At 67.4% G+C, this 26,031-nt stretch carries 23 protein-coding genes and 4 tRNA genes; 19 read left to right on the top strand and 8 right to left on the bottom strand.

Annotation, left to right across the window (positions count from 1 at the left end; genetic code table 11):
* Nucleotides 1-165: 165 nt before the first annotated feature.
* A tRNA-Lys gene (locus ACIBCN_RS31165) sits at nt 166-238 on the bottom strand.
* An 861-nt stretch (nt 239-1,099) separates the two neighbouring features.
* On the opposite strand from ACIBCN_RS31165, the gene ACIBCN_RS31160 reads away from it, so the two are divergent.
* From ACIBCN_RS31160 to ACIBCN_RS31110, 11 genes are all read left to right on the top strand, one after another.
* A complete protein-coding gene (locus tag ACIBCN_RS31160; RefSeq protein ID WP_396995279.1) occupies nt 1,100-1,771 on the top strand; it encodes a TetR family transcriptional regulator in 672 nt (223 codons plus the stop codon).
* 95 nt (nt 1,772-1,866) lie between these two features.
* A tRNA-Glu gene (locus ACIBCN_RS31155) sits at nt 1,867-1,939 on the top strand.
* Between the two features lie 28 nt (nt 1,940-1,967).
* Nucleotides 1,968-2,041: transfer RNA gene (locus ACIBCN_RS31150), tRNA-Asp, on the top strand.
* A gap of 59 nt (nt 2,042-2,100) precedes the next feature.
* Nucleotides 2,101-2,174: transfer RNA gene (locus ACIBCN_RS31145), tRNA-Phe, on the top strand.
* 526 nt (nt 2,175-2,700) lie between these two features.
* Complete coding sequence (locus ACIBCN_RS31140) at nt 2,701-2,982, top strand: hypothetical protein (protein ID WP_396995278.1); 282 nt, start codon at nt 2,701-2,703, stop codon at nt 2,980-2,982.
* A gap of 226 nt (nt 2,983-3,208) precedes the next feature.
* On the top strand, nt 3,209-4,108 hold the full coding sequence (locus tag ACIBCN_RS31135) for a hypothetical protein (protein WP_396995277.1): 900 nt from the start codon (nt 3,209-3,211) through the stop codon (nt 4,106-4,108).
* A gap of 102 nt (nt 4,109-4,210) precedes the next feature.
* On the top strand, nt 4,211-4,528 hold the full coding sequence (locus ACIBCN_RS31130) for an ArsR/SmtB family transcription factor (RefSeq protein WP_396995276.1): 318 nt from the start codon (nt 4,211-4,213) through the stop codon (nt 4,526-4,528).
* Nucleotides 4,525-5,019 (top strand): SRPBCC domain-containing protein, encoded by a 495-nt coding sequence (locus ACIBCN_RS31125; protein ID WP_396995275.1) that lies wholly within the window; start codon nt 4,525-4,527, stop codon nt 5,017-5,019. The genes ACIBCN_RS31130 and ACIBCN_RS31125 overlap by 4 nt, the downstream gene beginning before the upstream one ends.
* A 118-nt stretch (nt 5,020-5,137) precedes the next feature.
* Nucleotides 5,138-5,818 carry a GAP family protein gene (locus tag ACIBCN_RS31120; protein WP_396995274.1) on the top strand — a complete coding sequence of 227 codons (681 nt, stop codon included), beginning with the start codon at nt 5,138-5,140 and terminating at the stop codon, nt 5,816-5,818.
* A 70-nt stretch (nt 5,819-5,888) separates the two neighbouring features.
* Nucleotides 5,889-6,056 carry a hypothetical protein gene (locus tag ACIBCN_RS31115; RefSeq protein ID WP_357379455.1) on the top strand — a complete coding sequence of 56 codons (168 nt, stop codon included), beginning with the start codon at nt 5,889-5,891 and terminating at the stop codon, nt 6,054-6,056.
* A 301-nt stretch (nt 6,057-6,357) separates the two neighbouring features.
* The gene (locus ACIBCN_RS31110) at nt 6,358-7,059 is read left to right on the top strand and encodes a polyprenol monophosphomannose synthase (protein ID WP_396995524.1); all 702 of its coding nucleotides are present in this window, start codon (nt 6,358-6,360) and stop codon (nt 7,057-7,059) included.
* 60 nt (nt 7,060-7,119) lie between these two features.
* On the opposite strand, the gene ACIBCN_RS31105 is transcribed toward ACIBCN_RS31110, so the two are convergent.
* The 3 genes from ACIBCN_RS31105 to ACIBCN_RS31095 form a co-directional block, all read right to left on the bottom strand.
* Complete coding sequence (locus tag ACIBCN_RS31105; RefSeq protein WP_396995273.1) at nt 7,120-7,557, bottom strand: DUF6069 family protein; 438 nt, start codon at nt 7,555-7,557, stop codon at nt 7,120-7,122.
* A gap of 149 nt (nt 7,558-7,706) precedes the next feature.
* The gene (locus ACIBCN_RS31100; RefSeq protein WP_396995272.1) at nt 7,707-9,128 is read right to left on the bottom strand and encodes an HAD-IB family hydrolase; all 1,422 of its coding nucleotides are present in this window, start codon (nt 9,126-9,128) and stop codon (nt 7,707-7,709) included.
* Entirely contained in the window at nt 9,125-11,587 is a 2,463-nt protein-coding gene (locus ACIBCN_RS31095; RefSeq protein WP_396995271.1) for a glycerol-3-phosphate 1-O-acyltransferase, read from the bottom strand. Before ACIBCN_RS31095 ends, ACIBCN_RS31100 begins: the two co-directional genes overlap by 4 nt.
* A gap of 333 nt (nt 11,588-11,920) precedes the next feature.
* Between ACIBCN_RS31095 and ACIBCN_RS31090 the strand changes: the two genes are divergently transcribed.
* Both ACIBCN_RS31090 and ACIBCN_RS31085 read left to right on the top strand, forming a co-directional pair.
* Nucleotides 11,921-12,685 (top strand): DUF2127 domain-containing protein, encoded by a 765-nt coding sequence (locus ACIBCN_RS31090; protein WP_396995270.1) that lies wholly within the window; start codon nt 11,921-11,923, stop codon nt 12,683-12,685.
* Nucleotides 12,686-12,811: 126 nt separating this feature from the next.
* Entirely contained in the window at nt 12,812-14,128 is a 1,317-nt protein-coding gene (locus ACIBCN_RS31085; protein WP_396995269.1) for a salicylate synthase, read from the top strand.
* A gap of 77 nt (nt 14,129-14,205) precedes the next feature.
* On the opposite strand, the gene ACIBCN_RS31080 is transcribed toward ACIBCN_RS31085, so the two are convergent.
* Nucleotides 14,206-15,819, bottom strand: a complete 1,614-nt coding sequence (locus ACIBCN_RS31080) for a (2,3-dihydroxybenzoyl)adenylate synthase (RefSeq protein WP_396995268.1) — start codon at nt 15,817-15,819, stop codon at nt 14,206-14,208.
* 131 nt (nt 15,820-15,950) lie between these two features.
* Here ACIBCN_RS31080 and ACIBCN_RS31075 point away from each other — a divergent pair, with 131 nt between their 5' ends.
* Nucleotides 15,951-19,481, top strand: coding sequence for an amino acid adenylation domain-containing protein (locus tag ACIBCN_RS31075; RefSeq protein ID WP_396995523.1), 3,531 nt, complete (start codon nt 15,951-15,953; stop codon nt 19,479-19,481).
* A gap of 27 nt (nt 19,482-19,508) precedes the next feature.
* Complete coding sequence (locus ACIBCN_RS31070; protein WP_396995267.1) at nt 19,509-20,387, top strand: oxidoreductase; 879 nt, start codon at nt 19,509-19,511, stop codon at nt 20,385-20,387.
* Between the two features lie 9 nt (nt 20,388-20,396).
* Here ACIBCN_RS31070 and ACIBCN_RS31065 read toward each other — a convergent pair whose 3' ends face one another.
* Both ACIBCN_RS31065 and ACIBCN_RS31060 read right to left on the bottom strand, forming a co-directional pair.
* Entirely contained in the window at nt 20,397-21,026 is a 630-nt protein-coding gene (locus tag ACIBCN_RS31065) for a disulfide bond formation protein B (RefSeq protein ID WP_396995266.1), read from the bottom strand.
* Nucleotides 21,026-21,190, bottom strand: a complete 165-nt coding sequence (locus tag ACIBCN_RS31060) for a DUF5993 family protein (protein WP_396995265.1) — start codon at nt 21,188-21,190, stop codon at nt 21,026-21,028. The genes ACIBCN_RS31065 and ACIBCN_RS31060 overlap by 1 nt, the downstream gene beginning before the upstream one ends.
* Nucleotides 21,191-21,368: 178 nt before the next feature.
* Between ACIBCN_RS31060 and ACIBCN_RS31055 the strand changes: the two genes are divergently transcribed.
* The 4 genes from ACIBCN_RS31055 (at nt 21,369) to ACIBCN_RS31040 (ending at nt 24,770) form a co-directional block, all read left to right on the top strand.
* Nucleotides 21,369-21,839 (top strand): carboxymuconolactone decarboxylase family protein, encoded by a 471-nt coding sequence (locus ACIBCN_RS31055; protein ID WP_396995264.1) that lies wholly within the window; start codon nt 21,369-21,371, stop codon nt 21,837-21,839.
* 298 nt (nt 21,840-22,137) lie between these two features.
* Entirely contained in the window at nt 22,138-23,229 is a 1,092-nt protein-coding gene (locus ACIBCN_RS31050) for a 3-deoxy-7-phosphoheptulonate synthase (protein ID WP_396995263.1), read from the top strand.
* A gap of 134 nt (nt 23,230-23,363) precedes the next feature.
* Complete coding sequence (locus ACIBCN_RS31045; protein WP_396995262.1) at nt 23,364-24,008, top strand: LysE family translocator; 645 nt, start codon at nt 23,364-23,366, stop codon at nt 24,006-24,008.
* Between the two features lie 66 nt (nt 24,009-24,074).
* Nucleotides 24,075-24,770, top strand: a complete 696-nt coding sequence (locus ACIBCN_RS31040) for a trimeric intracellular cation channel family protein (protein WP_396995261.1) — start codon at nt 24,075-24,077, stop codon at nt 24,768-24,770.
* A 10-nt stretch (nt 24,771-24,780) separates the two neighbouring features.
* Here ACIBCN_RS31040 and ACIBCN_RS31035 read toward each other — a convergent pair whose 3' ends face one another.
* Nucleotides 24,781-25,953: a pyridoxal phosphate-dependent aminotransferase gene (locus ACIBCN_RS31035; protein ID WP_396995260.1), complete on the bottom strand. Its 1,173-nt coding sequence runs from the start codon at nt 25,951-25,953 to the stop codon at nt 24,781-24,783.
* Nucleotides 25,954-26,031: the final 78 nt, after the last annotated feature.

The raw sequence follows: 26,031 nt of genomic DNA, 5'->3' as shown, positions 1-26,031 counted from the left end.
ACCGGGATTGCCCGTGTCGCGCTCACAGTAGGGGAATGCCCGGATGGAGTGTGGTCTTTCGAACCCGCGCGCCGAGGCGCGTTGTCAGTATGGACCGGGTGGCGGCGCACGCGACAGCCTTGTGAAACGAGAGCGGGCGCCCGGTAGGACCGGGCGCCCGACGAGTGCCCCCAGTAGGGCTCGAACCTACGACCTGCGGATTAAAAGTCCGTAGCTCTACCAACTGAGCTATAGGGGCGCGGTGGGTCAGTGTAGTTGGCGCGGCGCGATGGCCCAAATGGGGGAGCGGCGCGCGTCGGGGGTCGGTTGTCGCTCGGTGCGCGGGGGTCGGCGGATAGTGGCAATCTGACGCCGAGACTTGTTGCCGCGCCTAGTAACGCGGGGTGTGTGGCACACGATCTTGCGGGTAAACATTTGGTACCCAACTTTGTTCATTGCGCGCAAAATTGGCTACCATCCAATCATGTTGGCTAGCAATGTCTTTGGATTTGCGAGGGGTGAGGGGTCTGAGCTCGGGCGCACACACGGGTGGGGTGAGCGGGCGGGCTCGCTGCCGTCGTCGGGCGTTCCGGTCGGCCGGTCTCCTCGGGTGAACGTTGCTGGGACGCTGTCGAATTGGGGGAGTGGGTACGGAGTGCAGCTTGGTTGCGCAATGTTTGCTGTAACAGTAAACCGAGCCGGTCAGTTACCTGACTCGTCGGTTTGCCGCGTGTCGGATGGGGTTTCCAGGTACGGTGACGACTTGATGAATTCCGGAAGAATCGCCTACTTGTCCGGCGATTCGAAATTCGGCTTATCGTTGATGTGCCCGAACGTGTCGCGAGCGGTCCGGCCGATCGTGGCTTCCTTGAAGACAACGCCGCAGGAGGCAGATCCGAGACGAAGAAATACCCGGGTGCGCACCCCCTGCGGCGCACCCGGGCAGGAAAACTATACCAGCTGGTGTGTTTCAGGTTTTTCGCAAGTTTTCGTACCGAAAGTTTGAAACTGGGCGAAAACCCGGTTTGAAGTATTGATAAAACTCATAACTTCGCGCCAAGGGCCCGTTCCTTTGGGGGTGGCTGTTTGGCGGCGAGTAGGCTTCGGAGGCGTTTCGAGCATGGCACGGCAGCAAGAGCGGGCCCGCCGGACACGTGCGGCGATTATCAGGTCCGCCGCCGTTGAGTTCGGGAAGAGCGGCTATGCCGCTGCATCGCTCAACCGCATATTGGAAGGGTCGCGTGCCACCAAGGGCGCCATGTACTTCCATTTCGATTCCAAGGAAGATCTCGCGCGCGCCGTACTGGAGACGGCGGTCGAACGCTATCGCGCATCGGCCGAGCGTTGGCTCGGCCGAACGGATCTCGGACCACTGGACATCATGCACGGCATGATCGACGAGATGGCATTACGGCTCGAACACGACATCATCGTGCAGGCCGAATACCGGTTGATCATCGAGCCCGACTTCTATCGGGACGTGCAAACCGGCGGTGGACGAATACTCGGGCGCGCCACCCGTGCGCTCACCGTCCGCGCCATCGATCAAGGACAGCTGCGCCCCGACGCGGACGCCGACCGGTTCACCCGCACGCTGACCGCCGCGCTGGCCGGCCAGCGCTACATGGTCGACGCGCACAGCACCGGCACCGGCATCGATCTGCGCGCCCGCTTCGAGGAAGCACTCGAAGTGGTCGTCGAATCCATGTCCACCCCCGAGTGGGCCGAAAAGTTCCGCAACGACGGCTGGCGCACCCACGCGCGCCTCGAAGAGCTCAGTTTGGGACTCTGATCAGCCGATTTGGGAATCGAGTCCGGTCTGTCATAAGCTAACCGGGCTCCCAACGGACAGCCGTTGAAGCCGGTTCCGGAGAAATCCGGAGGCGAGCCCCCTTCGTCTAGCGGCCTAGGACGCCGCCCTTTCAAGGCGGTAGCGCGGGTTCGAATCCCGTAGGGGGTACGGTCTGCGGACCGTTGGAAGCACGCAAGGCCCTGTGGCGCAGTTGGTTAGCGCGCCGCCCTGTCACGGCGGAGGTCGCGGGTTCGAGTCCCGTCAGGGTCGCAAAAGAGGCGCCGGAGCAATCCGGCGTTTCGCGTATGGCATTCAACTCGGGTGCCTGCGGCCAGGTAGCTCAGTTGGTACGAGCGTCCGCCTGAAAAGCGGAAGGTCGCCGGTTCGATCCCGGCCCTGGCCACTCGGAAGCGAGGAAGCCCTGCGTGCGAAGAGCGCACGCTGGTGCTTCCTCGCCTTTTTTGTTTGTGGGGTGCAACCCCACACCCGCCCGGAGGGCTTCGCCCCCGGACCCCTCCCTCGTATGCAACCCCAGCGCCCCGCTCGGCAGGGTTCGCCCCCTGGAATTGTGATCGTGTCGGGTGGGTGGCTGCGAACTCGGTCTAACGCTCGCCGGTGGCTTCATCTCCGGCACCTCCTTCGTATGCATCTCCGACGCTCTGCTCGGCGGGACCTCAACCCTCGAAACCGGCGGTCGATGTACGCGGGGTGCACGGGATCTATGTGACCCATGGCCCGTCACGTCACCGACTCTTCCGTCGCGTACTCGCCCAGCTGCCGAGACGACCAGGCGGGCCAATCCGAGTAGCCGAAAGTGGCTGTCCACGTTTGCCATAGCGATCGACGATTCAGCTGGCAAGATGTGGGCCGGGCGGACGATCGAGCCGCCGCTATGGGGGGACCTGGTGACGCGAACTCAGCTCGCTGTCGTGCAATCACTCTTCGTCGTCGGAATGCTGCTGCTCCTATTGGGCATCGCTACCCTCGTCGTGGCATCGCCGAGCGTTGGCGCCCTGGTCGCTGCACTCGGCATCATCACGATGATCGGCACCGTGATCGCTTGGTCCACGCTCGAACCTATGAAGACTGTGGAGGAAGCGGCCGCGCAAGCGGTGCGGAGCAAACGGGGCTGGCGTCCGCTATGGATCGGCCTTGGTGTGCTGTTCGTGATCGTGATGGGTGGCGGCATGATCCAGGTGTTTCTGTCCTAGGTCGCCTGGACCACAGTCCGTCGACCGGACAGAGGCTGGACAATCCGCGGTCGGCCGCGGGAGGTAAGTCTGGGACGGATCGCGGCGCCACCACACTGATTCGGCTATGCCAGGCGTCAAACATGTCGTGGAGTGGACGTTGTGGGCGCAAGCGCGGTTACCGACGCGCCGGCCTACCGCAGGTTGCGGAGGCCCGGCGGTCGCGCGCCGCCGCTCTTGATCCTCGATGGCGGATTTCGGCAACAACTCGTGGAAGTGCCCGGTGCCCGCGAGAATTGGCGGCATGACTGGTTTCGTGCTGACGGCGGAACGGCGGAACGAACTGGCGGCCCTCCTGGGCGACGAGCAGCGGCTTCGGTCGGAGTATCCGAAGGTGGCCGACTATCTGGACACTGCTCCGCGGTTGTCCGGTACCGGGGATTCTGGCGCTGACTCCGCGTTCGATCTCCGCCTTGTGCACTACATGACGGGCGGGGAGTCACCTACGGGTAATCCGTACTGGGACATCGTCGGCCCGTCGGTGGCCGAGGACGACGGGCGTCGCGTGGTGAACGGTGGTCGATCGAACGGGAGCGCACGGCTGGGCTACGCACAGACGATCTTGCAAGCGGTCTACGCCTACGCCGTGCCATCCCCGGAGACGCTGCAATGGATCGAAGGGTTCGTGCGGGGGCGCAGGGTGCTGGAGTTGGGTGCCGGTCGCGGTTATTGGGCGCGACAGTTGGCGCAGCTCGGGGTGGACGTGGCGGCGTTCGATTCTGAGCCGCCGGACAGGGCCGGAAACGTGTCATTCCCGGGAGCCGCCGGGCAGCGGGATGTGTGGCACGAGGTCGGGGATTTGGCAGAGTTCGCTGCGGAAGCGCAGTCGGAATGCGTCCTGTTCCTGTGCTGGCCTCCGGGCTGGGGCAATCCCATGGCGTCCAAGGCACTGCACGCGTTCGAGGAAGCGGGCGGGGCACGGGTGGTCTACCTCGGGGAGCCCAAGGGCGGCAAGACTGGCGACGACGCATTCTTCGACCGCCTGGGCGAAGCGTGGCATATGGAGTCGGTGGATTCGCAGTTCGTCTCGTGGTGGAACCTGAGGGACACGGCACAGGTGTGGATTCGCCCGAACGGCCTCGGCTAACACGAAGCCGGGCCGCAGGTATCTGCACTCCGGAATCGATCGGGCCGAGGTGCGATTAAATATGCCTTGACAGTTATATAACTGAGGTGGAATTATCGAGGGGTGACCACGTCTAGCGTTTTTCAGGTGTTGGGGGAGCCGAGCAGGCTGGCGATTCTCGAGGTTTTGCGAGAGGGGGAGCGGCCGGTTGGGGAGTTGGTGGGGCGGTTGGGGATCAGTCAGCCCGCGGTTTCCAAGCATCTTCGGGTGCTGAAGGAGGCTGGGCTGGTTGAGGTTCGGGTGGATGCGCAGCGGCGCTTGTATCGCATTCGGACGGAACCGCTTGTGCAGGTTGACGATTGGTTGGCGCCGTATCGCCGGTTGTGGAACACCCATCTCGATCTACTGGAAGAACATCTCGAGCGACGGAGGCAGGAATGACTCAGGCAGAACTTCGTACCGACGGGGCGCGACCCGTGGTGCGGCTGGAACGGCAGTTGGCGGATCCGCCATCGGTGGTGTGGCAGGCCATCACCGAGCGTGCACAGCTGCGGGCATGGTTCCCCTGCGATGTACTGGTGGCCGGAGGAGTGTGGGAGGTCGGTACGTCGATCACGTTCGACTTCGGGCCCGAGATGGGCGAAATGACCCTCACCGGTGAGGTATTCGAGGTCGACGAGCCGAACCTCCTGGCGTTCAGCTGGGGCGAGGAGCGGCTGCGGTTCCACCTGACGCCGCACGGCAGCGGAACCCACTTCGTATTGACCGACGAACTACCCCCAGACGCCGCGGCCCGCAATGCCGCAGGCTGGGACGACTGCCTCGACCGCTTGGCCGGACTCGAGCCCGGCGACTGGCAGTCCCGTTTCAACGCATACGCCGCAACCTTCGAACCCCTAGTCGGCCCCCAATCCGGCCCGCCCACCGCCTGATCCACGGTGAACGGGACATGGTGGCGGCGACATGCGAGTAGCGCCGCCGTCATGTCCCGCTCGCTGCGGGAGCTAGCGGGACGGCGGTGGGGTGGCGCTCCCGTAGGCTGGCCGGGTCATGGTGGCCCTCCTACTAGCGCTCGCGGGTTTCGCGTTTCTGGACTCGTTGGATGTGCTGCTGGTGGGGGTTACCACGGCGGTGGTGGCGGATAGCCGGCTCGGGCGGCGGTCGCCGGTGGCGGGTGGGGTGAGTTTTATCGTAGGGGTTTTCGCGGTTACTACCGCGTTCGGCATCGGTACGGTGCTCGGGCTGAACTTCCTTACCGGACTGGTGCGGTTCGAACTCACGCCTACTGTGCGTTATTGGGGTGAGTTGGTGCTGGGGGTGGGGTTGCTCGCGCTGAGCCGGATTCCGGTGGCCAGGCGGGCAGAACCGCCGGCGTGGGCGGCGGCGGTGCGGCGGCGGCCGTGGTTGTTCGGATTCGTCGGGATGGCCATCGGTCTCGTGCAGGCGCCGACGGCGGTGCCGTATCTGGCGGGGCTGGCGATGATCTCCGCGCAGGATCCGCTGCCCGCGCTGTGGCCGCTGATCGTGGTCGCCTACTGCGCGCTCGCGCTGTTGCCGCCCTTTCTGGTGCTGCTGCTCTCGTTGCGACAAACCGCGAGGGCGAGGCGCGTGTACCGCGTGGTGGTGCGGATTCTCACTCGCTACGTTCCGTCCGCATTGCGCGTTTTATTCGTGGTCTTCGGCACAGTCCTGGTGCTCGATGCTCTCATCCACTTCCGCCACCTCTGGTAATCCCCGGGCCGCGCGGGCGTTGATCTTGGAAATGGGGTTACAACGCCGACTCCGGTGGAATGCTGGGGTCATGGCTGAGCGCTGGTATTACTGCTTGAAGCACAAGCGGGCCGAAAAAGGGCGGCAGTGCTGGTTCCAGGATCGGATGGGCCCGTATCCGGATCAGGCGACCGCGGAACGGGCACTGGAAATCGTCAAGGCGCGCAACGCACAGGCCGACGCGGGGGACGCGGACTGACGCGACAGTGATCGGATGTATTTCGCATGTTCTTGAGTGACAACTGATTTCGTATGTACATGGGTAACTCGTCGGGTACCGGCTGACTGATCTACCACCCGACCGCCGGTCGCCGACGCTGCTCGAGTGCATCCTGAGTCTGGCCTGAGGCTCGGAGAGGCGGGGGAGTCCACTCAGGTGCGCTTCAGTTCGATCAAGTACGGTTTCCTCCGAACTCAAACGAATGCTCGGTGGTCCTGACGTGGGCTGCGAGCTGGACCAGGATCAGCAGGGAGGGCGACCCTTGAGGGTTACCGTTGTTGTGCCGACCTACAACGAGCGGGAGAATCTGCCGGTTGCGGTGGAGCGGCTGACCGCGCTCCCGGTGCCCGACCTGCACGTGCTCGTGGTCGACGACAGTTCGCCGGACGGTACCGGTGACGTCGCCGACAAGCTGGCCGCGGAGCTGCCGAACGTGGTCGGCGTGCTGCACCGCACCGAGAAGGACGGTCTCGGGCGGGCCTACATCGCGGGCATCACCCGGGCGCTGGACGAGGGCGCCGACGTGGTGATCCAGATGGACGCCGACCTGTCGCACCCGGCCGAGGTGATTCCGGCCATGCTGGAGAAGCTGACGACCACCGACGCCGGCGTCGTGCTCGGCTCGCGCTACGTGCCGGGCGGCTCCACCGCCGACGAGTGGAAGTGGCACCGCAAGGCGCTGTCCGCGTGGGCCAACTTCTACGTGAACCTGATCCTGCGGCTCGGCGTGAAAGACGCCACGGCCGGGTTCAAGGCGTGGAAGGCCGACACGCTGCGCGCGATCGACGTCGCCTCGATCCGCAGCAACGGCTACTCGTTCCAGGTCGAGATGAACTACCGGACGGTCAAGAAGGGCATCGAGATCGCCGAGGTGCCGATCCGTTTCGAGGAGCGCACCCTCGGTGCGTCGAAGATGAGCCTGAAGGTGCAGCTGGAGTCGGCGCTGATGCCGTGGAAGCTGCTGTTCGGTCGCTCGGTCTAGCAAAAACGGTCGTAGGGCCCCACATCCGTGCTGGATGTGGGGCCCTACGTCGTTGGTGGTTCAGTTGGCGGGCAAGCCACGGCGCATCGCTTCCAGTCCGGCGACGAGCACCGGTGCCAGCACCAGGTGCATGACCGACAGTGCGACGGTGGTCGCGGCGTCGAACGGTGCGGCGACGGTCAAGCCGATGGTCGCGATGGCGAGAACGGCGCCGACGATCTGGGCCACCCGCAGCGCACCGGCCCAGAAGTACGACACCAGCGCGGCCAGCGTCATGCCGATGAGCAGTGGGACCCCAGAGGAGACGATCACCCCGCCCGCGCCGACGGCCGTGGTGACGCCCTTGTCGACCACCTCGAACGAGCCGCCCGCGGCCTCGCCGAGTAGCCAGACGACCAGATTGACGGCGACAGCGACAACGACGCTGCCGATGACGGCGGTCGGCCGGTTGACGGCCGGGATGCGCAGCGTGGGTGCGGCGGTTTGCGTGATGGTCATGATGTTCTCCCTCATCCGAAGCGGTGTACTGAGAACAATCCTGAAACCTGAACAATTATTGAGGTCAATTCGAGACGGCTGTGCGCTGTCTCACGCGGTAGATCACCGCCGCAATGGAATTCGGTGCGGCAGGCGCGGGTTCGCGCGGATCAGTCCGGCTCGGGCCAGTCCAGCAGTGTGTCCAGATACAGCTGACGAACCCCAGCCACCTTGTCGTCCATGTCGTTCGGATCCCACGCGCTGACGTCGATGGGACCGAGAATCGCCACGTCCACAGTGCCAGGGCGGGCGACCATCGAGTTGCGCCAGCAGATTTCACCCGCATTGCGGATCACGATGGGAATGATCGGCACGCCGGCCTGGATGGCGATATGGAAAGCGCCCTTCTTGAACGGGCCGACTTCCGGCGTGTAGGAGCGTGTGCCCTCGGGCGCGACGGCGATCGACAGCCCGCCGCGCAGTGTATCGACCACCGGTGCGAGCGCGGCCTTGGCCTTGTCGGTGCTCGACCGGTCGATGAAGGTCACGCCGACGAACCGCATCAACGGGCCGAAGATCGGGTTGTGGGTCAGCTCCTTCTTCCCGATGCCGGTGACCCCGCCCCGCAGCACCTCGGGGACGATGATGATGTCGAACTGGCTCTGATGATTGAAGAGGAAAACCGCGGGTCGCGGCGCGCGCGCGTGCTCCGCGCCGGTCACCCGGAGATGCACGCCCGCGATGCTCAAGGTGTTGCCCGCCGCGTGTTCCAGCAGCGCATCGGCCATCTGCCGATGGTCTCTGGTCGGCGACTTGGCCGCGACACCATAGAACGCGCCGCCGAGCAGTCCGGCGAATCCCGCTGTGGTGCGGGCATAGTCGGCCGGGCGAGCGGCTGGGCGCGGCCGGAAGCGCAGCGTCGGCCAATCGTGTTCGGCGGCAACGGTGGTGAGCTCTTCGTCGGGGTTCACCGCGACCGGATGGCCGACCAGCGACAGCAACGGTAGATCGGCGGCGCTGTCGGCGTAGGCATAGCTACGGGCGAGATCGATACTTTCGGCGGCGAATTCGCGAACCGCCTCGGCCTTACCGTTGCGCCACAACGTCTTCCCGTCCGGATATCCGGTCAAGATGCCGTCCTGGGCCGCCATCGGTGTGGCCAGCACGTGTTCGACGCCGAGCTCGGCCGCCGCGGGCGCCACCTGGAAACGGGTCAGTGAGCTGGTCAGCACCACCGTGTGCCCGGCCGCCTGATGCGTCCGGATCAGTTGCCACGCTTCGAAATACAGGTGCCCGTAGACCTTGCGCCGGAACAGCCGCTCGCCGAGCACGTCCAGCTCGCCCTCCCGCTTGCCCGCGAGCGCCTCGCTGAGCTGGTTCAGATACCGCCCGTACTCGCCGTCGGTGGTGCCGTGGCGAATGCCGCGCAGCAGCACCTCCGCGGTGCCCGCACGGTGAAACAATCGCCGAAACGGCCCCCGACGTGGGAAACCGTCGACGACGGTACCGCCGAAGTCGAAGATCGCCGCGATCGCCGCACCCTGCGGCCCGGAGCGGATCGCGGCGAGCACGCCGTCGAGATCGGCACTCACCGGGTCTCCCGGTTGGACGGATCGAGCGCGGCCGCCTGCGAGATGCGGGCGCCGATGGTGCGCAGCCGATCCGCGAATTCCACTCGGCGCTCGGTCAATTCCGCTCGGCGCTTGGCCGAATCATGGGCTACTCCTTCGAGCAGCCCGTAGTTGTCGGCGAGTTTCAGTGCGCTGGTGAACAATTCGGTGGAGACCGACTCCGGGCTGTGCAGCCGCTGCTGCAGCATCATCTGCTTGCCGACCGAAACGCATTCGGCGATGAATTGCTTGCGGTCGAGCTCGGTCTCGGGGTCGCGGGCGGCCAGCCGCTCGGCCACCACCAGTTGCGCGTCGAAGAACGAGCGAAGTACCCGGTGCGCCATCATGAATCCGGAGCCGGTGAGCTTGGCCATGACCTCGGCGCCGAGGGTGTTGTCCCTGGTGTGGCTGTGCCACTCCGGATCGAGCAGCAGCATCTCGGCGGTCATCTGCTCGGCGAACTCGGCCCGCTCGGGGAAGAAGAACTCGAACTTCAACAGATCGCGCAGCTGGAACGCCTCGTCCCAGCCGGTGGTCAGCTGGTCGGCGCCGTCGCTGTCCAGCGCGGCCAGGATGGACAGTTCGAGGATGGCGCGGTTGACGAACCAGTGCACCGCGCTGTTGCGATAGAACGCGGCCTCCAGGTGCGCGCCCGACTCGATCGAGTACACCGGCTCCAGCCCGGCGCGGTAGACCGTGACCACCTTGGCCAGCGAGAGTTGTTCCAGCACAACGGCAAGGCCCTGATCGTCCGACAACGCGGCCAGCTCGCCGTGCGGCAGCTCGCGCTTCTCGATGTACCCGAGCACCGGAGCGAGCACCGTGCGCACCTCGCCGAGGGTGAGGGCGCGCTCGTGCACACCGAGTAGCGCGAGGGTGACCAGCGCGTTGACCGTCACCGGCGTCACCGCGTTGATGCCGACGGCGATCTCGAACGCCAACCGCTGCACGGCCTTCCGTTCCAGCTCGGCCGCATCGGCCGCGTCGGGCGCGCCCTGCCCGGTCTCGGTGAGTCCGGCGGGCGCGGGCTCCATGCGGTGCAGCGGGATGGTCAGCGGCGGCGTGGTGAGCGGATCGCCGTGCGCCGCGAGCCGGTCGCGCGCCGAAAGCGGTTCGCCGAACCGGACATACACGTGCCCGGCCGAATGCTGTTGGCTGCGTACGTAACGCGCGAGCCAGGCCAGCCCCTCCGGCTTCTTCTTGCCGCCGGCCTGCTCGGTCGAGATGGCGCCGAGCTCGTTGAGCCGCTCATAGGTGATCGACACCGGCACCAGCATGACGTCCTCGACCCGGTCTGCCCGCACCGCCGCGGCAAGGTAATTCAGCAGTCCGTAGCGCGGCGGGCGCAGTTTTCCGGTGCGGCTGCGGCCACCCTCGAAGTACCACTCCAGGTTGAAGCGCTTGGCGAGCAGGTAGGCGAAGTACTCCTCGACAACCGCCTTGTACACCTCGTCGTCGCCGAAACTGCGGCGGATGAACACAGTTCCGGTGCGCCGGGCGATCGGCCCCATCGGCCAGAAGCTGAGGTTCGCGCCGCCGATCACATGGTTGGGTGGAAAGTCGTTGCGGGCCAGCACATCACCGAGCACGAACGCGTCCACATAGGAGCGGTGCGAGGGCAGGAAGACCAGCGGGTAGCGGCGGTTGAGGTCGCGCAGCGCGGCCAGGCCGGAGTCGTCGGAGTCCACCTTCCAGGTCGACGCGTGGATCGGCCGCATCGCCTGGGTGAACAGGTCGGAGACCAATCTGCTTTGCGCGGCGACGAGTTCGTTCAACGCCTTTTCCGCGCGGCGGTACACCTCGTGCGGGCCTGCGCCGATCTGGTCGGCGATGAGCTCGAGCCTGCGCACGAAGTCGGGGGAGTCGAGGATCTCCTCGGCCACCAGCCTCGGCACCTTGTAGCGGTCGCCGATGATGGTGCGTTCGGCCCGCTCCAGCGCCACCACCGCGGCCCGCACGACGGCGCGGGCGAACGGCTCGGCGGTGCCCTTGGAGACCAGCGCGGCGGCTTCCGGGTTGTTCGTGCGCAACTCGCTGAGCAGCGCGGGCTGCCCGGTGAGCACCACGTGCCGGTTCGGCTGGCCGACCAGCTTGCGCTGGGCGAGTCGATTCGGCTTGCGCGGGTTGGTCAGCAGCGCCATGTCCGCGAAGGTGATCCGGCGGACGCCGTCGCGCTCCGGTGGCCGCCAGAGCACCCGCACCGGCACCACGAGCGGATCGTCGTGCCTGCCGACCAGCCGGCCCGCCACCGCGCCCGCGTCCAGATCCAGCTGGGTGATCGGCGCGTCGGTGCCGAACTCCTTGGCGATCCCGCCCTCGGTCAACCAGGCCCCGATGAGTTCGCGCTCCACCCCGGAGGCCGCGTCGACCAGCGCCACCACCGACCCCGGTGCCGACGCACGCTCACTATCCGCGGGCGATCCGCCACGGTGCTCGATCATGACCCGATTCCCTCCTGTTCCGCCTCCCCGAGTATTCAAGCCAGACTCACGCGCTGCGCCGGTTGCGTTGGCGCCCGGCGGTCAGGAGGGGTTCGCCTTAGCCCGTACCCGTTGAGTTACCCATGTTCTCGCGTGATCAGGTGTTGTTCTAGGAGAGATCGGCGCTTGACGCGCTGGACTGGATCATAAGGTCCCAGAACGGGACAGAGTTGTCAGTTGTTGCATTTCTACAAGATTGAGCGCGCCGGTGACACCGGGTCCGCGGCGGTCGAGCGGCGCGCGACCGCCGGTTTGATCCGGCGTTGTGCCAGTGGTGAGGATTAGGCTGCTCGGATGGATTGGGCCCTACGCGCGTGTGGCTGGCATGGCCACTACACCTACGCACCGGACGAGGCGGATCTGGCGGATCGGCTGCGTGTCGACACCGTGGCCGGGGTGGCTTGGCGCTGCCTGCGCTGCGGGACCTTTGTGCCCGGCGACCCGGTCGGCACCGGGCCGGCCGACCACGCGCCCGAGGTGCCGCGCGGGCGGCTGCTGCGGGATCGGTGGTTGATGCGGGCGTTGGCGATCGAGCGGTTGCTGCGCGGGTTGGTCTTGGTCGGCGCGGCATTCGGGGTGCTGAAGTTCCGGACGTCGCGGGAGACGATGCGGGCCGCGTTCGACCAGGATCTGCCGCTGCTGCGCCCGCTGGCCGACCAATTCGGCTGGGATGTCGACCGATCGAAGATCGTGCATCTGATCGATCAGGCCTTCTCGCTGTCGAATACGACGCTGCTGTGGGTGGCCGTCGGCATCTTCGTGTACGCGGGACTGCAGGGAATCGAGGCGCTCGGGCTGTGGCTGATGAAGCGCTGGGGTGAGTATTTCGCCGTCGTCGCGACGAGTCTGTTTCTGCCACTGGAGATCTACGAGTTGACCGAGAAGGTGACCGCGCTGCGGATCGGCGCGCTGCTGATCAATATCGCCGCGGTGGTCTGGCTGCTCTACTCCAAGCGGCTGTTCGGGCTGCGCGGCGGCGCGGCCGCGTACCACGCGGAGCACAGCGCGGAGAGTTTGCTGAGCGTCGAGCGTTCGGCATTGGCTATCCCGCCGAAATGACCGGTCAAGTCCCGCCGAAGTGAGCGTTCGGTGGTTGTCCGGTGTGTTTGCGGGCACAATCCCGCGTTAGTCAGGTAATGCTAACCTTACCTCCAAAGCTGGGCCAGAAAGAACTTTGGAGGATCGTTGTCGACCACGGACGAACGCTTGCGGGTGGAGTATGTGACCGATCCGGCGGCAGCGATGTCCCGGCTGGCGGGGGCCGATCGGTTCGGTGAGTACGTGATGTACGAGCGGCCCGGCGAATGGGTGTTCGCGGCCGATCCGATCGGCGGCGTCGAACTCGATGTCGAGGAACTGCGGGTCAGCTGGGCCGGGCAGACCACAGCCACGCAATGGCAGGGCCGCCCGGCGAGCGTCCTGGATCAGGCGCTGGCCACGCTGCCGCTCGACGGCCGGAATGCCTACGGCTGGATCGGATTCGAGTTCTGCGCGTGGGCCTACGAGGCGACCGCGCACCTGGACCCGAGGACCACCCTGGCGCAGTTGATGATTCCGCGCATCGAGGTGCGGATCGGCGCATTCGGGATCCGGGTGTCCGGCGCCACTCCCGCGGAGACCGGCGATATCCACGATCTCATCACCGCATCGCAGGAAACCGAACTGCCGCAGCCACATCCGACCGATATCCGGCTCGATCCGACCGGTTACGCGAACCGGGTGGCCGAGGCGGTCGGTGAGATCCAGGCGAACCTCTACCAGAAGGTCATCTTGTCGCGGAAGGTCGATCTGCCGTTCGTGGTGGACGTGCCCGCGACCTATCGGCTCGGCCGCGCGCACAACACGCCCGCGCGGTCGTTCCTGCTGCGACTCGGTGGGCTCGAGGCGGCCGGGTTCAGCCCGGAGCTCGTCGCCTCGGTCGACGAGAACCGGACGGTGACCACCGAGCCGGTCGCGGGCACGCGGGCCTTCGGTCGCGGCGCGGAGATCGACGCGGCGGCGCGCGCCGACCTGCTCACCGACCCCAAAGAGATCGTGGAGCACGCGATTTCGGTGCAGACCTCGTTCGCGGAGATGGCCTCGGTGGCCGATCCGGGTACCGTCGCGGTCACCGACTTCATGGCGGTGCGCGAGCGCGGCAGCGTGCAGCACATCTCCTCCACCGTGTGCGGCACGCTGGCCGCCGACCGGTCCAGCTGGGACGCGCTCGAGGTGCTGTTCCCCTCGGTCACCGCGTCCGGCATTCCCAAGCGGGCAGGCATCGATTCGGTGTTCCGGCTCGATCACGATCCGCGCGGGCTGTATTCCGGTGCGGTGGTGACGGTTTCGCCGGGCAGCGCACTGGAGGCGACGCTCGTGCTGCGCGCGATCTATCAGACCACCGAGGGTGCCTGGCTGCGCGCCGGAGCCGGCATCGTCGCGCAGTCCCAGCCGGAGCGAGAATTCGAGGAGACCTGCGAAAAGCTGGGCAGCATCGCGCCTTACGTGGTGCAGGCGCGGTAGCGGCCTGCGGACGCTGATGGGCAGCGCATCGAAAGATGTGCTGCCCATCGCTGTCCCGCGACGGGTGGCGGCACCGATCAGCTCGTGGCGGTACGCAGCGCCTTCTTGTCGATCTTTCCGACGGCCGTGATCGGCAGCCGGTCCGCGCGGCGCAGCACATCGGGGAGCTTGTAGGTCGCCAGGCCGCGGGCCGCGAGGAACGTCTTGATCTCGGCCAGGGCGGGCATCGCGCCGTCGACAACCAGTACGGCGCAGACTTTTTCGCCCAGGGATGGGTCGGGTAGCCCGACGGCCGCGGCGTGCCGGACAGCCGGGTGGGCGAGCAGATGCTCCTCCAGCTCGTCGCACGAGATGTTCTCGCCGCCACGATTGATCACGTCCTTGATCCGGCCGGAGACCACCAGGTGTCCGCTCGGCAGCCTGCGCACCAGATCACCGCTGCGGTAGTAGCCGTCGGGGGTGAAGGCGCGGGCGTTGTGTTCGGGCGCACGGTAGTAGCCGCGAATGGTGTACGGGCCCTTGGCCAGCAACTCGCCTTCGGCGCCGGGCGCGACATCGTCGCCGTCCGCGTCCACCACCCGGATCTCGTCGGCGGGGGACAGCGCCCGGCCCTGCGTGGTGTGCAGCAGCTCGGCGGCATCGTCGAGCCGGGTGTAGTTGAGCAGCCCCTCGGCCATGCCGAACACCTGCTGCAGGATGGCGCCGAGCGCGGGGGTCACCTCGCGGGCATTGACCTCGGCCAGCCGGGCGCCGCCGACCTGGACCAGCCGCAGCGAGGTCAGGTCGGCTTCCTCCCATTCGGTTGCGGCACACCATAGCTGGGCCAGCGGCGGCACGACGGCGGTCACCGTGACCCCATGCCGCTCGATGGCGGCGAAGGCGCTTTCCGGACTGGGATCGGTGACGAAGGCAATCGCGCCGCCGACGCTCACGGTGCCGAGGATGCCCGGGCAGGCCAGCGGAAAGTTATGTGCGGCGGGCAATGTTGCGAGGTAGACGTCGTCCTCGGTGAGCGCGCACACCTCGGCGCTCGCGGTGGCGTTGTAGACGTAGTCGTCGTGCGTGCGGGCGATCAGCTTGGGCAAGCCCGTGGTGCCACCGGAGACGAGCAGCAACGCGATATCGCTCGGGTCGAGCACAGGGAGCGAATCGCCCTCGCGCGGTACCGAGTTCAAGTCGGTACCGAAGCCGGGCTCGCCGAGCACCAGCACGTGCCGCAGCGAAGGCACCGACTCCCGCATGGCCGCGGCCAGCTCCCGATAGTCGAAATCGCCGAGCCGGTCGACGACGATATAGGCGACGGCCTCGGAAAGCGCCGCCAGATGCTCGATTTCGGCCCGCCGGTGCGCGGGCAGCGTCAGCACCGGAATGATCCCCGCCCGCAGCAGTCCGAACAGCACGGTCAGGAATTCCGGCACATTCGGCAACTGCACCATCACCCGATCGCCGGGCGCGATCCCCAGCGCGAGCAGCCCGTGCGCCATCCGATCGGCCTCGGCATCCAACCACGCATAACTGCGCGCGCCCTCGGCCATGAGCAGCGCGGGCCGGTGCGGGTGCCGCTCGGCCGCCTCCCGCAGCAATTGGCCGAGGTCTCGCCCGGCCCAATACCCGGCCTCCCGATAGGCCGTGCCGACCTCGGTGGGGAAGGGCACATAACCGTCGCGATGCGGGGTGGATGTCGAAGTCACGGTCTACCTCACGGCTAACCCGAGCCGGGCTCGGCGAACATAGGTAAGGCAACCCTATCTCAATGGGATACGCTGGCCCGAGCAGTCTCGATCCGCCGGACACGGCGGCGACCAAGGAGTGGCAGGGCCAGATGGAGCCAGCACAGCGACCGGGGGCTGGCGCGGACAGCAAAGACAGCGCGGCGCGGGGGCCGGTGCTCGCGCGTGCCGACATTCGCGCCGTCATCGCCGACCACCTCGGCGTGCCCGCCGACTCGATCGACGACGACGCCGACCTCATCCAGCTCGGCTTGGATTCCATCCGCACCATGAAGCTGGCCGGTGGTTGGCGTAAGCGCGGGATCGACGTGAACTTCGCCCAGCTCGCGGCGGCCCCGACTGTCGCGGCATGGGCGCGCCTGCTCGGTCCCGAGGATGGCGCCACCACCCTCGATGCCATCGAAACCCCGGATCCTGCAGCCGCATCCGGAGACGAATCCGCACCTTTCCCGCTGGCGACGATGCAGCACGCCTATTGGATCGGCCGCTCCGACGAGCAGGACCTCGGCGGTGTCGCAGCCCACCTCTACGTCGAATTCGACGGCGCCGCAGTAGTTCCCGAGCGACTGGCACGGGCGGTCGGCGACCTGGTCGCCGCACATCCGATGTTGCGCACCAGGTTTGCACCGGACGGCACCCAGCAGACTATGGCCGCGCCTGGGCGGCCGGTCTTCTCGGTGGTCGACCTGCGCGAACACTCCGGCGACGCGGCCGAGGCGGAACTGGCCCGCCTGCGCGATACCAAGACGCACCAGCGGTTGGCCATCGAGGACGGCCAAGTCTTGGATGTGACGCTGAGTCTGCTCGCCGGCGATCGGACCCGGCTGCACCTCGATGTCGACATGCTGGCCGGTGACGCGATGAGCTATCGCGTGCTGATCGCCGATCTTGCCGAGCTCTACCACGGTGCGACGTTGCCGCCGCGGGGCTACAGCTACCGGCGCTACCGCACCGAGCGCACCATGGACACCGCCGAGCGGGAGCGAGACCGGCAGTGGTGGCAGCAGCGGCTGCCCGATCTCCCCGGAGCGCCGGAGCTGCCGACGATTCCGGTCAGCGAACGCACCGATCCACACCGGACCGTCCGATACGACCATCGGCTCGCGCCGGAGGCGAAGGAGCGCCTGCTCGCCGCGGCGCATGCCCGCGGCATCACCCCCGCGATGGCGCTGGCCGCGGTGTTCGCCGAGACCGTCGGTGGCTGGTCGGCGCAGAGCCGGTTCCTGTTGAATGTGCCGCTGTTCCATCGGGAACCGGTGCATCCCGAGGTGGATCGCGTGATCGGCGATTTCACGTCATCGATCATGCTCGAGGTGGATGTCAGCGCGGACGTGACGGTCGCGGAGCGGGCCAAAGCGCTGCAGCGCGCGATGCACGAAAGTGGCGCGCACACCGCCTATTCGGGCTTGGAAGTGCTGCGCGACCTCGGCCGCCTGCGCGGCGAGCCGGTGCTCGCACCGATCGTCTACACGAGCGCGCTCAATCTGGGCGAGCTGTTCGCCGCCTCGGTGACCGAGACCTTCGGCGAGCCGGTCTGGATCATCTCGCAGGGTCCGCAGGTGCTGCTTGACGCCCAGGTCACCGAGGTGCGTGGCGGGCTGCTGCTCAACTGGGACGTCCGGGAATCGGCGTTTCCCGCCGGGATGATCGACGCGATGTTCGCCAGCTACACCCACGCGATCGACAGGCTCGGCGCGGGCGCGGCCGGTTGGGATGCCGAAGCGGCTGTGCGGCTACCGGTTTCGCAGGCGTCGGTGCGCGCCGCGGTGAACGCCACGGACGGACCGGTGAGCGGTCGGGTGCTGCACGAGGGCTTCTTCGAGCACGCCGAAACCACGCCCGATGCCGCCGCGGTGCTGTGGCGGTTCGACGGTGCCGACGATGGCTGGACCTACCGGGAACTCGCCGCACAGGCGCTCGCGGTGGCGGGTGCGTTGTGGGACAACGGGGTTCGCCTCGGCCAGACGGTGGCTGTTCAGCTACCGAAGGGGCCGGATCAGATCCTGGCCGTGCTCGGCGTGCTTGCCGCGGGGGCCGCCTACGTTCCGATCGGATTCGACCAGCCGGTCGGGCGGCGCGCGGAGATCCTGCGCACCGGCGATGTGGTCGCCGCGCTCACTGTCGACGGCGCGGACATGGGTGACGCCGAAGTTCTGTGCGTCCCGTTGTCGGCGGCGCGACGCCATCCGAATCCGCTGCCGGGACCCGTACTTCCGGATCCCACCGCGATCGCCTACGTGCTGTTCACCTCCGGCTCCACCGGCGTGCCGAAGGGGGTGGACGTGCCGCACAGCGGCGCGATGAACACCATCGACGCGGTGAACATCTGGTTCGAGGTCGGCGCGCGAGACCGGGTGCTCGGACTGTCCGCCTTGGAATTCGACGCCTCGGTCTATGACATGTTCGGCATGTTCTCGGTGGGCGGCGCCGTTGTCGCCTTGACCGCCGAGCAGCGCGCTGAGGCCACGACGTGGGTGGAACTGCTTCGCCACCACCGGGTTTCGATCCTCAACTGCGTGCCGAGCATGTTGGACATGATCCTGGAGGTCGGTGGCGGCCAACTGGGTGATTCGTTGCGCGCGGTGACCCTTGGCGGCGACTGGGTCGGCGCCGATCTGGCGCGCAGGCTCGCCGGGCAGGTGCCGGGCTGCCGATTCGCCGGACTCGGCGGCGCGACCGAAACCTCCATCCACAACACCATCTGCGAGGTCGTCGACCCACCCGAGCATTGGACGACCGTGCCTTTCGGCGTTCCGCTGCGCAACGTACGGTGCCGCGTCGTCAACGCGTCCGGTCGCGACTGCCCCGACTGGGTGCCCGGCGAGCTCTGGGTCGGCGGTGCGAACGTCGCCGCCGGTTATCGCAACGACCCGGAGCGAAGCGCCGAACGCTTTGTGCTGCACAACGATATCCGCTGGTATCGGACCGGTGACCTGGCGCGATACTGGCCGGACGGCACCGTCGAATTCCTCGGCCGCGCCGACCACCAGGTGCAGATCCGCGGCTACCGGGTGGAACTCGGTGAGGTGGAGAGCGGGCTGCGCACGGCCCCCGGTGTCCGGCACGCGGTCGCCGCGGTGGTCGGTGCCGGAGCACCGAAACTTGTCGCCGCCGTCTCCGGCGCGACCGGGACCGCCGCGGAGATCGTCGCGGCGGTGTCGGACCTGTTGCCCGGCTACATGATTCCGACCCGCATCGAGATCCTCGACCGAATGCCGCTGACCGACAACGGAAAACTGGATCGCCGCGCCGTGCTCGCCCTGCTCGAACCGGCCGCCGCCGAAGCGCGGGACGCGGACCCGCACGGCCCGCTCGAGGCCGCGCTGGCCGCGATCGTCGCGGCGGTGCTCGGCGTCGACCGGATCGGCGTGCACGACGACTTCTTCGCCGCGGGCGGGGATTCGGTGCTGGCCACCACGGCCATCGCGCGGGTGCGCGAGTGGCTCGACGTCGACCATGCGTTGGTGGCGGACATCCTGATCGGCCGTACCGTCGCCGACCTCGCGCGGCGGCTATCGGCAAAGGAAACCGAGCGCGGCACACCCGGCCGGCTGCCCGTCGTGGCGGCGCTTTATCTGGAGGTCGCGGCGATGAGTGACGACGAGGTGCTGGCGCAGGTGTGACGCGACGTCACGGTTAGAATCGCCGACATGAGCAGGTGGGATACCTCGAATTTGCCCGATCAGGGCGGCCGCACGTTCATCGTGACCGGCGCGAACAGCGGGCTGGGGGCGGCCACGGTGCGGGCGCTGGCCGGGGCCGGCGCGCACGTGGTGCTCGCCTGCCGCAACGTGGCCAAGGCGGAGCAGGTGGCCGCGCCGCTGGGGGACCGCGCGGTGGTGCGGAAGCTGGATCTCGCGGATCTGGCGTCGGTGCGCGAGTTCGCCGAGGCGACCGACCGGGCCGACGTGCTGATCAACAATGCCGGGGTGATGGCGCTGCCGGAGCTGCGGACCGCCGACGGCTTCGAAATGCAGGTCGGCACAAACCATCTCGGGCACTTCGCGCTGACCGGGCTGCTGCTGGACAAGATTTCGGAGCGGATCGTCACGGTCGCCAGCGGCGCGCACATCATCGGGAAGATCGACCTGGACGACCTCAACTGGGAACGCCGCAGGTACCAGCGCTGGCAGGCCTACGGGCAGGCGAAGCTGGCCAACCTGATGTTCGCCCGCGAGCTGCACCGCAGGCTTACCGCGGCGGGGTCGTCGAAGATCTCGGTCGCCGCCCATCCCGGGTACGCCTCGACCGAGCTGCAGTCGCACACCGAGTCGATCCAGGACGCGGTGATGTGGCTCGGTAACTTGCTGCTCGCGCAGAACGCCGAGATGGGCTCGCTGCCAACGCTTTACGCCGCAACGACAGACGTCGAGCCGGGCGGGTACTACGGTCCTACCGGCTTGTGTGGCCTGCGCGGCTATCCCGGCGCCTCCGGTTCGTCGAAGGCGTCGCGCGACGAGGCCGTCGCTCGCGCGCTGTGGGAGCTCTCCGAGAAACTGACCGGCGTCACCTACGACTTCGCGAAGTAACCCGCCGCGTCAGCTCAGGATGTGCAGGTCGTAGAACAGCTGGTACCGATTCGGATCGTCCGGCAGGAACCAGTGAAAGCCTTCCAGCAGGAAGATCATCACCAAGTTGATCGCCAGCACCAGGCCGAGGAAGCACAGTGCGATCAGCCCGACCAGCCGATGCGGCGTCGCCGGGATCGCCCGAGCCGCGGTGCTGTGCGAAAACGACAGCACCGCACCGACGGTCGCGATCGCGGCGACGAAAAGGATCAACGCCCAGACGTACAGGTGCAGCCCGAGTACCGGCTCGCCGTAGCCGCGGTCCCCGGGCAGGATGTGCAGCATCGTCTGCCGCCAGGAGGTGAATCCGCCTGCGACGCAAGCGACTACGGCCAGACCCCAGCCCATCGCGTAGTCCCTGGCGGCGACCGTCCCCGTCATGCCCTTGCGGACGATGACCGCCGCCCCCAGCGCGGCCAGCGCCATGAACACGCGCTGCACCATGCACAGCGGGCATGGATATTCGTGGTCGCCGAACTGCACGGCGAGCCCGCCGCAGATCACACCGGTCCAGCCGACGACGATAACGACGGCTAGCCAGTACTGCAGCTGTCCCACAACGCTTCCCGCCGTCCGCGCGGGCACGGTCTCGGTGGCCATCAGTAGGTCAGCCCGAGGCTGAGACCGCCGGTGATGTGATGCGCGAGCAGCAGCACCGAGGCGACCAGCAACACCCACCAGGCGCCGAGCACCACCCGCCGGGAGCGCTGCTGATACAACGCGATCAGGGCCACGAGCAGTCCGCCGAAGATGAGCGTGTCCATAGCTGTCGGACATTACTTGTGCCGCGAGTCCTGGTCCGTGGACACGCCGCGTCCTGAGCTGGGACGATGAATCGAAATGCAGAGTGACTCAGATCACTGACCCTATCGATGTCACACATCGCCGACCCGTGTCGTCCTCTCTGTGAAGACGCAGCACAACCACGAAGGAAGGCACATCATGGACGCCCGCATCAACCTCTTCGCCAACCCGGTGGCAGGCAGCTTCATCAAGCGGCTCAACAACGCCGGGAGAGTCATCAACGACTCCACCCTGCCCGCCGCCACCCACGAGCTGATCAAGATCCGGGCCAGCCAGATCAACGGCTGCGGCTACTGCACCGACATGCACACCAAGGACGCCGCGCACCACGGCGAGACCTCGGTGCGGCTCAACCTGGTCGCCGCCTGGCGCGAGGCCACCGTGTTCACCGAGCCCGAGCGGGCCGCGCTCGCGCTGACCGAGGAGGCCACCCGGATCGCGGACAGCCGTGGCGTCAGCGACGAGGTGTGGCAGGACGTGCGCAAGCACTACGACGACGACCAGATCGCCGCCCTGATCTCCGCCATCGCGATGATCAACGCCTGGAACCGGTTGAACGTCATCGCACGCACCCCGGCGGGCGATTACCAGCCCGGCCAGTGGGGCTGAGATTGATCTGCCGCCGACGACGCCAGCGACGCACCGAACGCCACGCCGGGTAACCGGCGTGGCGTTCGGCCCGATGTCGGCCCAACCACCCCTGTGGCATGCGGCACGGTCGGTCTACCCCTCGATCCTTGCCTGGTACAGTCCCTGACGTGCAGCGCGTGTATTTCTGGTTTAGCAAGCTGGCCCCGGGTGGGCTGGTCTGCGGCAACCACTTGCGCTGACGACATTCCACCCCGAGCCGGACAGACCGGCTCAACGGGGTTTCGTCCGTGGGTCGGCCGAAGAAAAGGAAACCCACATGACTACCGCTGTTGACGTCGATCCACAGCATTCCGATCTGGACGACCAACGCACCCTGAGCGTCAGTCCGTTGCGCTCGCCTGCTGAAGTGCGCCAGGTACACCCCACCACCGACGACCTCGCGAACACGGTTCGCCGGGGCCGCGCGGCCACCGTCGACGTGCTGAACGGCGTGGACGACCGCCTGATGGTGATCGTGGGCCCGTGCTCGGTGCACGACCCCGCCGCCGCCCTCGACTACGCCCGCCGTCTGGCCGCCAAGGCCGCCGAGCTGGACGACCGGCTGCACGTGGTGATGCGGGTGTACTTCGAGAAGCCGCGCACCACCCTCGGCTGGAAGGGGTTGATCAACGATCCGCACCTGGACGGCTCCTTCGACGTGAACACCGGCCTCGGTTTCGGCCGCAAGCTGCTTGCCGACATCTCCGGCCTCGGCCTGCCGGTGGCGTGCGAGTTCCTCGACCCGATCACCCCCCAGTACATCGCGGATCTGGTGTCCTACGGCGCGATCGGCGCACGCACCGCGGCGAGCCAGGTGCATCGCCAGCTGAGCAGCGCGCTGTCCATGCCGGTCGGCATCAAGAACGGCACCGATGGCGACGTCCAGGTGGCCGTCGACGGCGTCCGAGCGGCGGGCGCGAGCCACGTGTTCCCCGGTACCGATCTGGACGGGCGTGCGGCGCTGATCCGTACCACCGGCAATCCCGACTGCCACGTCATCCTGCGCGGCGGCACCTCCGGCACCAACTACGACGCGGCGTCGGTCGCCGAGGCAGGCATGCGGTTGGAAAAGGCCGGGCTGCCCCAGCGGGTGGTGGTCGATGCCAGCCATGGCAACAGCAACAAGGACCACAACAAGCAGGTCGACGTGGTCACCGATATCGCGGGCCGGTTGGCCGCGGGCGAGCCCGGTGTAGTCGGTGTGATGCTGGAGAGCTTCCTGGTCGCCGGTCGGCAGGATCTCACCCTCGGCCACGCCGACGAGCTCACCTACGGTCAGTCCATCACCGATGCCTGCCTCGATTGGGACACCACCGCCGTGCAGCTCGACCGGTTGGCCGACGCGGTGCGGCGTCGCCGTAATCCCTGACTGCCGAGCGGCTTTCAGCTTCCCGCACCGTGTGCTGAGCGGGAAGCTGACCATCGGTTCGTGGTAAGAGCACCGGACCAGCACCTTTCAAGTGGACCGAGACATGACCGCGTGGGTCGGCGAGGATCGACAGCGTGATCGAAATGGCGGCAATTCTCGGAGTAGCGGCCGTGGCGTTGGGATTGGTACTCACGCCCGGGCCGAACATGATGTATTTGGTGTCCCGGACCGTGTCGCAGGGGCGCCGCGCCGGGCTGGTGTCGCTGGGCGGTGTCGCGGCGGGGTTCGGGGTGTATCTGATCGCCGCCACGGTGGGGATCACCGCGGTGTTCGCGGTGGTGCCCGGGTTGTATATGGCGGTGAAACTGGCCGGGGCGGCGTACCTGCTGTGGCTGGCCTGGCAGGCGTTGCGGCCCGGCGGCACTTCGGTTTTCGAGCCAGCGACCCTGCCGGACGACCCGTCGCGACGGCTGTTCATGATGGGATTTCTGACGAACCTGCTGAATCCGAAGATCGCGATTCTCTACATGGCGCTGATCCCGCAGTTCGTGGTGCCCGACCATGGACACGTCTGGTTGCAGAGCCTGGTCCTGGGCTCGGTGCAGATCGCGGTGGGTTTGAGCGTTGACGCGATGATCGTGCTCGGCGCGGCAGGCCTATCCACCTTCCTCACCGGCCGCCCGCTCTGGCTCCGTGCCCAGCGCTACCTGATGGGCACCATGCTCGGCACCATCGCGGTGCTGGTCGCCACCGACCGCGCCCGCCCCACCCCGGCCTGACACCCCGCCCCACGCGCGGGGCCTGTCGGCGATGCGCGCGTGGCGGGGTATGACACGGTGAGCGGCATGGTGGATTTCGATGCCGCGCACTTCGGGACGGCGGTCGAGGCGGTGCAGCATGTCGGGGAGTTGTTCGGGGTGTTCGCGTTCGCGAGTTCGGGCGCGCTGCTCGCCGTGCGGCGCGATTTCGACATCTTCGGCATCGTCGTGCTCGCCTGTGCCACCGCGCTCGGCGGCGGCGTCATCCGGGATCTGCTGATCGGCCGGACGCCGCCGGTGGCGTTCGTCGATCTCAGCTACCTGTTGACGGCCGCGCTCGCCGCCGCGGTGATCTTCTTCTGGCATCCGTCGCGGCGGCTGACCAGGGGGCCGCTCGAGGTCGCGGATGCCTTCGGTCTCGGATTGTTCTGCGTCACCGGGACGGTCGCGGCCTACTCACACGGGCTAGGCGCGCCCTCGGCGGCGTTGCTCGGCCTGGTCACCGCGATCGGTGGCGGCGTGATCCGCGATCTGCTCGGCGGGCAGACACCGAATGTGCTTCGGCCCGAACAGATCTACGCGGTGCCCGCGCTGGTCGGCGCCGTCACCACGGCGACGCTGCTGCACTACGGCGCCTACCAGGCGTGGACCGGAGCGCTGGCCGCCCTCGGCGCGATCGCCTTCCGCCTGCTCGCGCTTCGCTTCGGCTGGCATGCGCCACAAGCCCGTCGGTACCCGCGTAGCAGGCCGCCGACCGATCCGACCCTGCCGCACCCGTCCTGAGCTCCGGCGTTCAGCGCGCGCCGGAGCGAAGCCTGCGCACGCCTTCGTCGAGCGTCTCGTCGCGCTTGCAGAAGGTGAAGCGCACCAGATGGCTCCAGGCGGCGGCATCGTCGGCGAAAACGCTGACCGGGACGGCGGCGACGCCGAGCCGCTTCGGCAGCTCGCGGCAGAACGCGAGGCCGTCGGTCGCGCCGAGTGGGGTGATGTCGCCGCACACGAAATAGCCACCCGGACTGGACTTCACCCCGAACCCCGTGTCGGCCAGTGCGGCAGCGAGCCGAAGCCGCCTCTCGGACAACGTATCCCGCAGCCCGGCCACCCAGTCGAGTTCGTTGTTCAACGCGTGCGCGACCGCGGGCTGGAACGGGCCACCCGCGACGAAGGTCAGGAACTGCTTGGCGGCGAGCACGCCGTCGATCAACGCCGCCGGACCGCACGCCCAGCCGGTCTTCCAGCCGGTGACGCTGAAAGTCTTTGCCGCACTGGATACCACGACGGTGCGCTCGGCCATGCCGGGCAGCGTGGCGAGGCTGATGTGCTCGGTGCCGTCGTAGACGAGGTGTTCGTAGACCTCGTCGGTGAGCACCAGAATGTCGCGCTCGCAGGCGATCTCGGCGATCGCCTGCAGATCGTCGCGGCCGAGTACGGTGCCGGTCGGGTTGTGCGGAGAATTGACGACCAGCATCCTGGTGGCCGGGGTGATCGCGGCGCGCAGGCTGTCCAGGTCCAGCACGAATCGGTCGCCATCGGCGACCAGCCGCGCCGTGCGCCGCCGCGCGCCGGCCAAAGCGACTGCGGCAGCGTAGGAGTCGTAGTACGGCTCGATCAGCACGACCTCCGAGCCCGGCTCCACCAGGCCGAGGATGGCGGAGGCGATCGCCTCGGTCGCCCCGACGGTCACCAGCACCTGGGTGTCGGGATCGTAGTAAGTGCCATAGCGGCGGGCCCGGTCGTCGGCGATGGCGCGCCGCAGCACCGGCATACCCCGCCCCGGCGGGTACTGGTTGAGACCGTCGGCAATGGCCTGCCTGGCGACCTCGAGCATGCCCGCCGGACCGTCGGTGTCGGGGAAGCCCTGGCCTAAATTGACCGCGTCGAACCGAACGGCGAGTTCGGTCATCTCCGCGAAGATCGTGGAGGCAAATGGGCGCAGGCGAGCAACGGTGGCGGGTTGCGGAGGCATAGTCGGAGACTAGTCGAGGTTCGAAGGGTAACCCCGGTGCCGGTTCCTCGACCGGCAAAGGGTTCTCCGGCTCGGCTA

The sequence above is a fragment of the Nocardia sp. NPDC051052 genome (assembly GCF_044456045.1).
Lineage (GTDB): Bacteria > Actinomycetota > Actinomycetes > Mycobacteriales > Mycobacteriaceae > Nocardia.
This window is presented reverse-complemented; position numbering and strand designations above follow the sequence as displayed.

Bases quoted from the DNA above. Each gene is read 5' to 3' on its own strand.
- ACIBCN_RS31160 (WP_396995279.1), top strand. From the start codon at position 1,100: ATGGCACGGCAGCAAGAGCGGGCCCGCCGGACACGTGCGGCGATTATC.
- ACIBCN_RS31135 (WP_396995277.1), top strand. From the start codon at position 3,209: ATGGCGGATTTCGGCAACAACTCGTGGAAGTGCCCGGTGCCCGCGAGA.
- ACIBCN_RS31125 (WP_396995275.1), top strand. From the start codon at position 4,525: ATGACTCAGGCAGAACTTCGTACCGACGGGGCGCGACCCGTGGTGCGG.
- ACIBCN_RS31120 (WP_396995274.1), top strand. From the start codon at position 5,138: ATGGTGGCCCTCCTACTAGCGCTCGCGGGTTTCGCGTTTCTGGACTCG.
- ACIBCN_RS31115 (WP_357379455.1), top strand. From the start codon at position 5,889: ATGGCTGAGCGCTGGTATTACTGCTTGAAGCACAAGCGGGCCGAAAAA.
- ACIBCN_RS31105 (WP_396995273.1), bottom strand. From the start codon at position 7,557: ATGACCATCACGCAAACCGCCGCACCCACGCTGCGCATCCCGGCCGTC.
- ACIBCN_RS31095 (WP_396995271.1), bottom strand. From the start codon at position 11,587: ATGATCGAGCACCGTGGCGGATCGCCCGCGGATAGTGAGCGTGCGTCG.
- ACIBCN_RS31090 (WP_396995270.1), top strand. From the start codon at position 11,921: ATGGATTGGGCCCTACGCGCGTGTGGCTGGCATGGCCACTACACCTAC.
- ACIBCN_RS31075 (WP_396995523.1), top strand. From the start codon at position 15,951: ATGGAGCCAGCACAGCGACCGGGGGCTGGCGCGGACAGCAAAGACAGC.
- ACIBCN_RS31070 (WP_396995267.1), top strand. From the start codon at position 19,509: ATGAGCAGGTGGGATACCTCGAATTTGCCCGATCAGGGCGGCCGCACG.
- ACIBCN_RS31065 (WP_396995266.1), bottom strand. From the start codon at position 21,026: ATGGCCACCGAGACCGTGCCCGCGCGGACGGCGGGAAGCGTTGTGGGA.
- ACIBCN_RS31060 (WP_396995265.1), bottom strand. From the start codon at position 21,190: ATGGACACGCTCATCTTCGGCGGACTGCTCGTGGCCCTGATCGCGTTG.
- ACIBCN_RS31055 (WP_396995264.1), top strand. From the start codon at position 21,369: ATGGACGCCCGCATCAACCTCTTCGCCAACCCGGTGGCAGGCAGCTTC.
- ACIBCN_RS31050 (WP_396995263.1), top strand. From the start codon at position 22,138: ATGACTACCGCTGTTGACGTCGATCCACAGCATTCCGATCTGGACGAC.
- ACIBCN_RS31040 (WP_396995261.1), top strand. From the start codon at position 24,075: ATGGTGGATTTCGATGCCGCGCACTTCGGGACGGCGGTCGAGGCGGTG.
- ACIBCN_RS31035 (WP_396995260.1), bottom strand. From the start codon at position 25,953: ATGCCTCCGCAACCCGCCACCGTTGCTCGCCTGCGCCCATTTGCCTCC.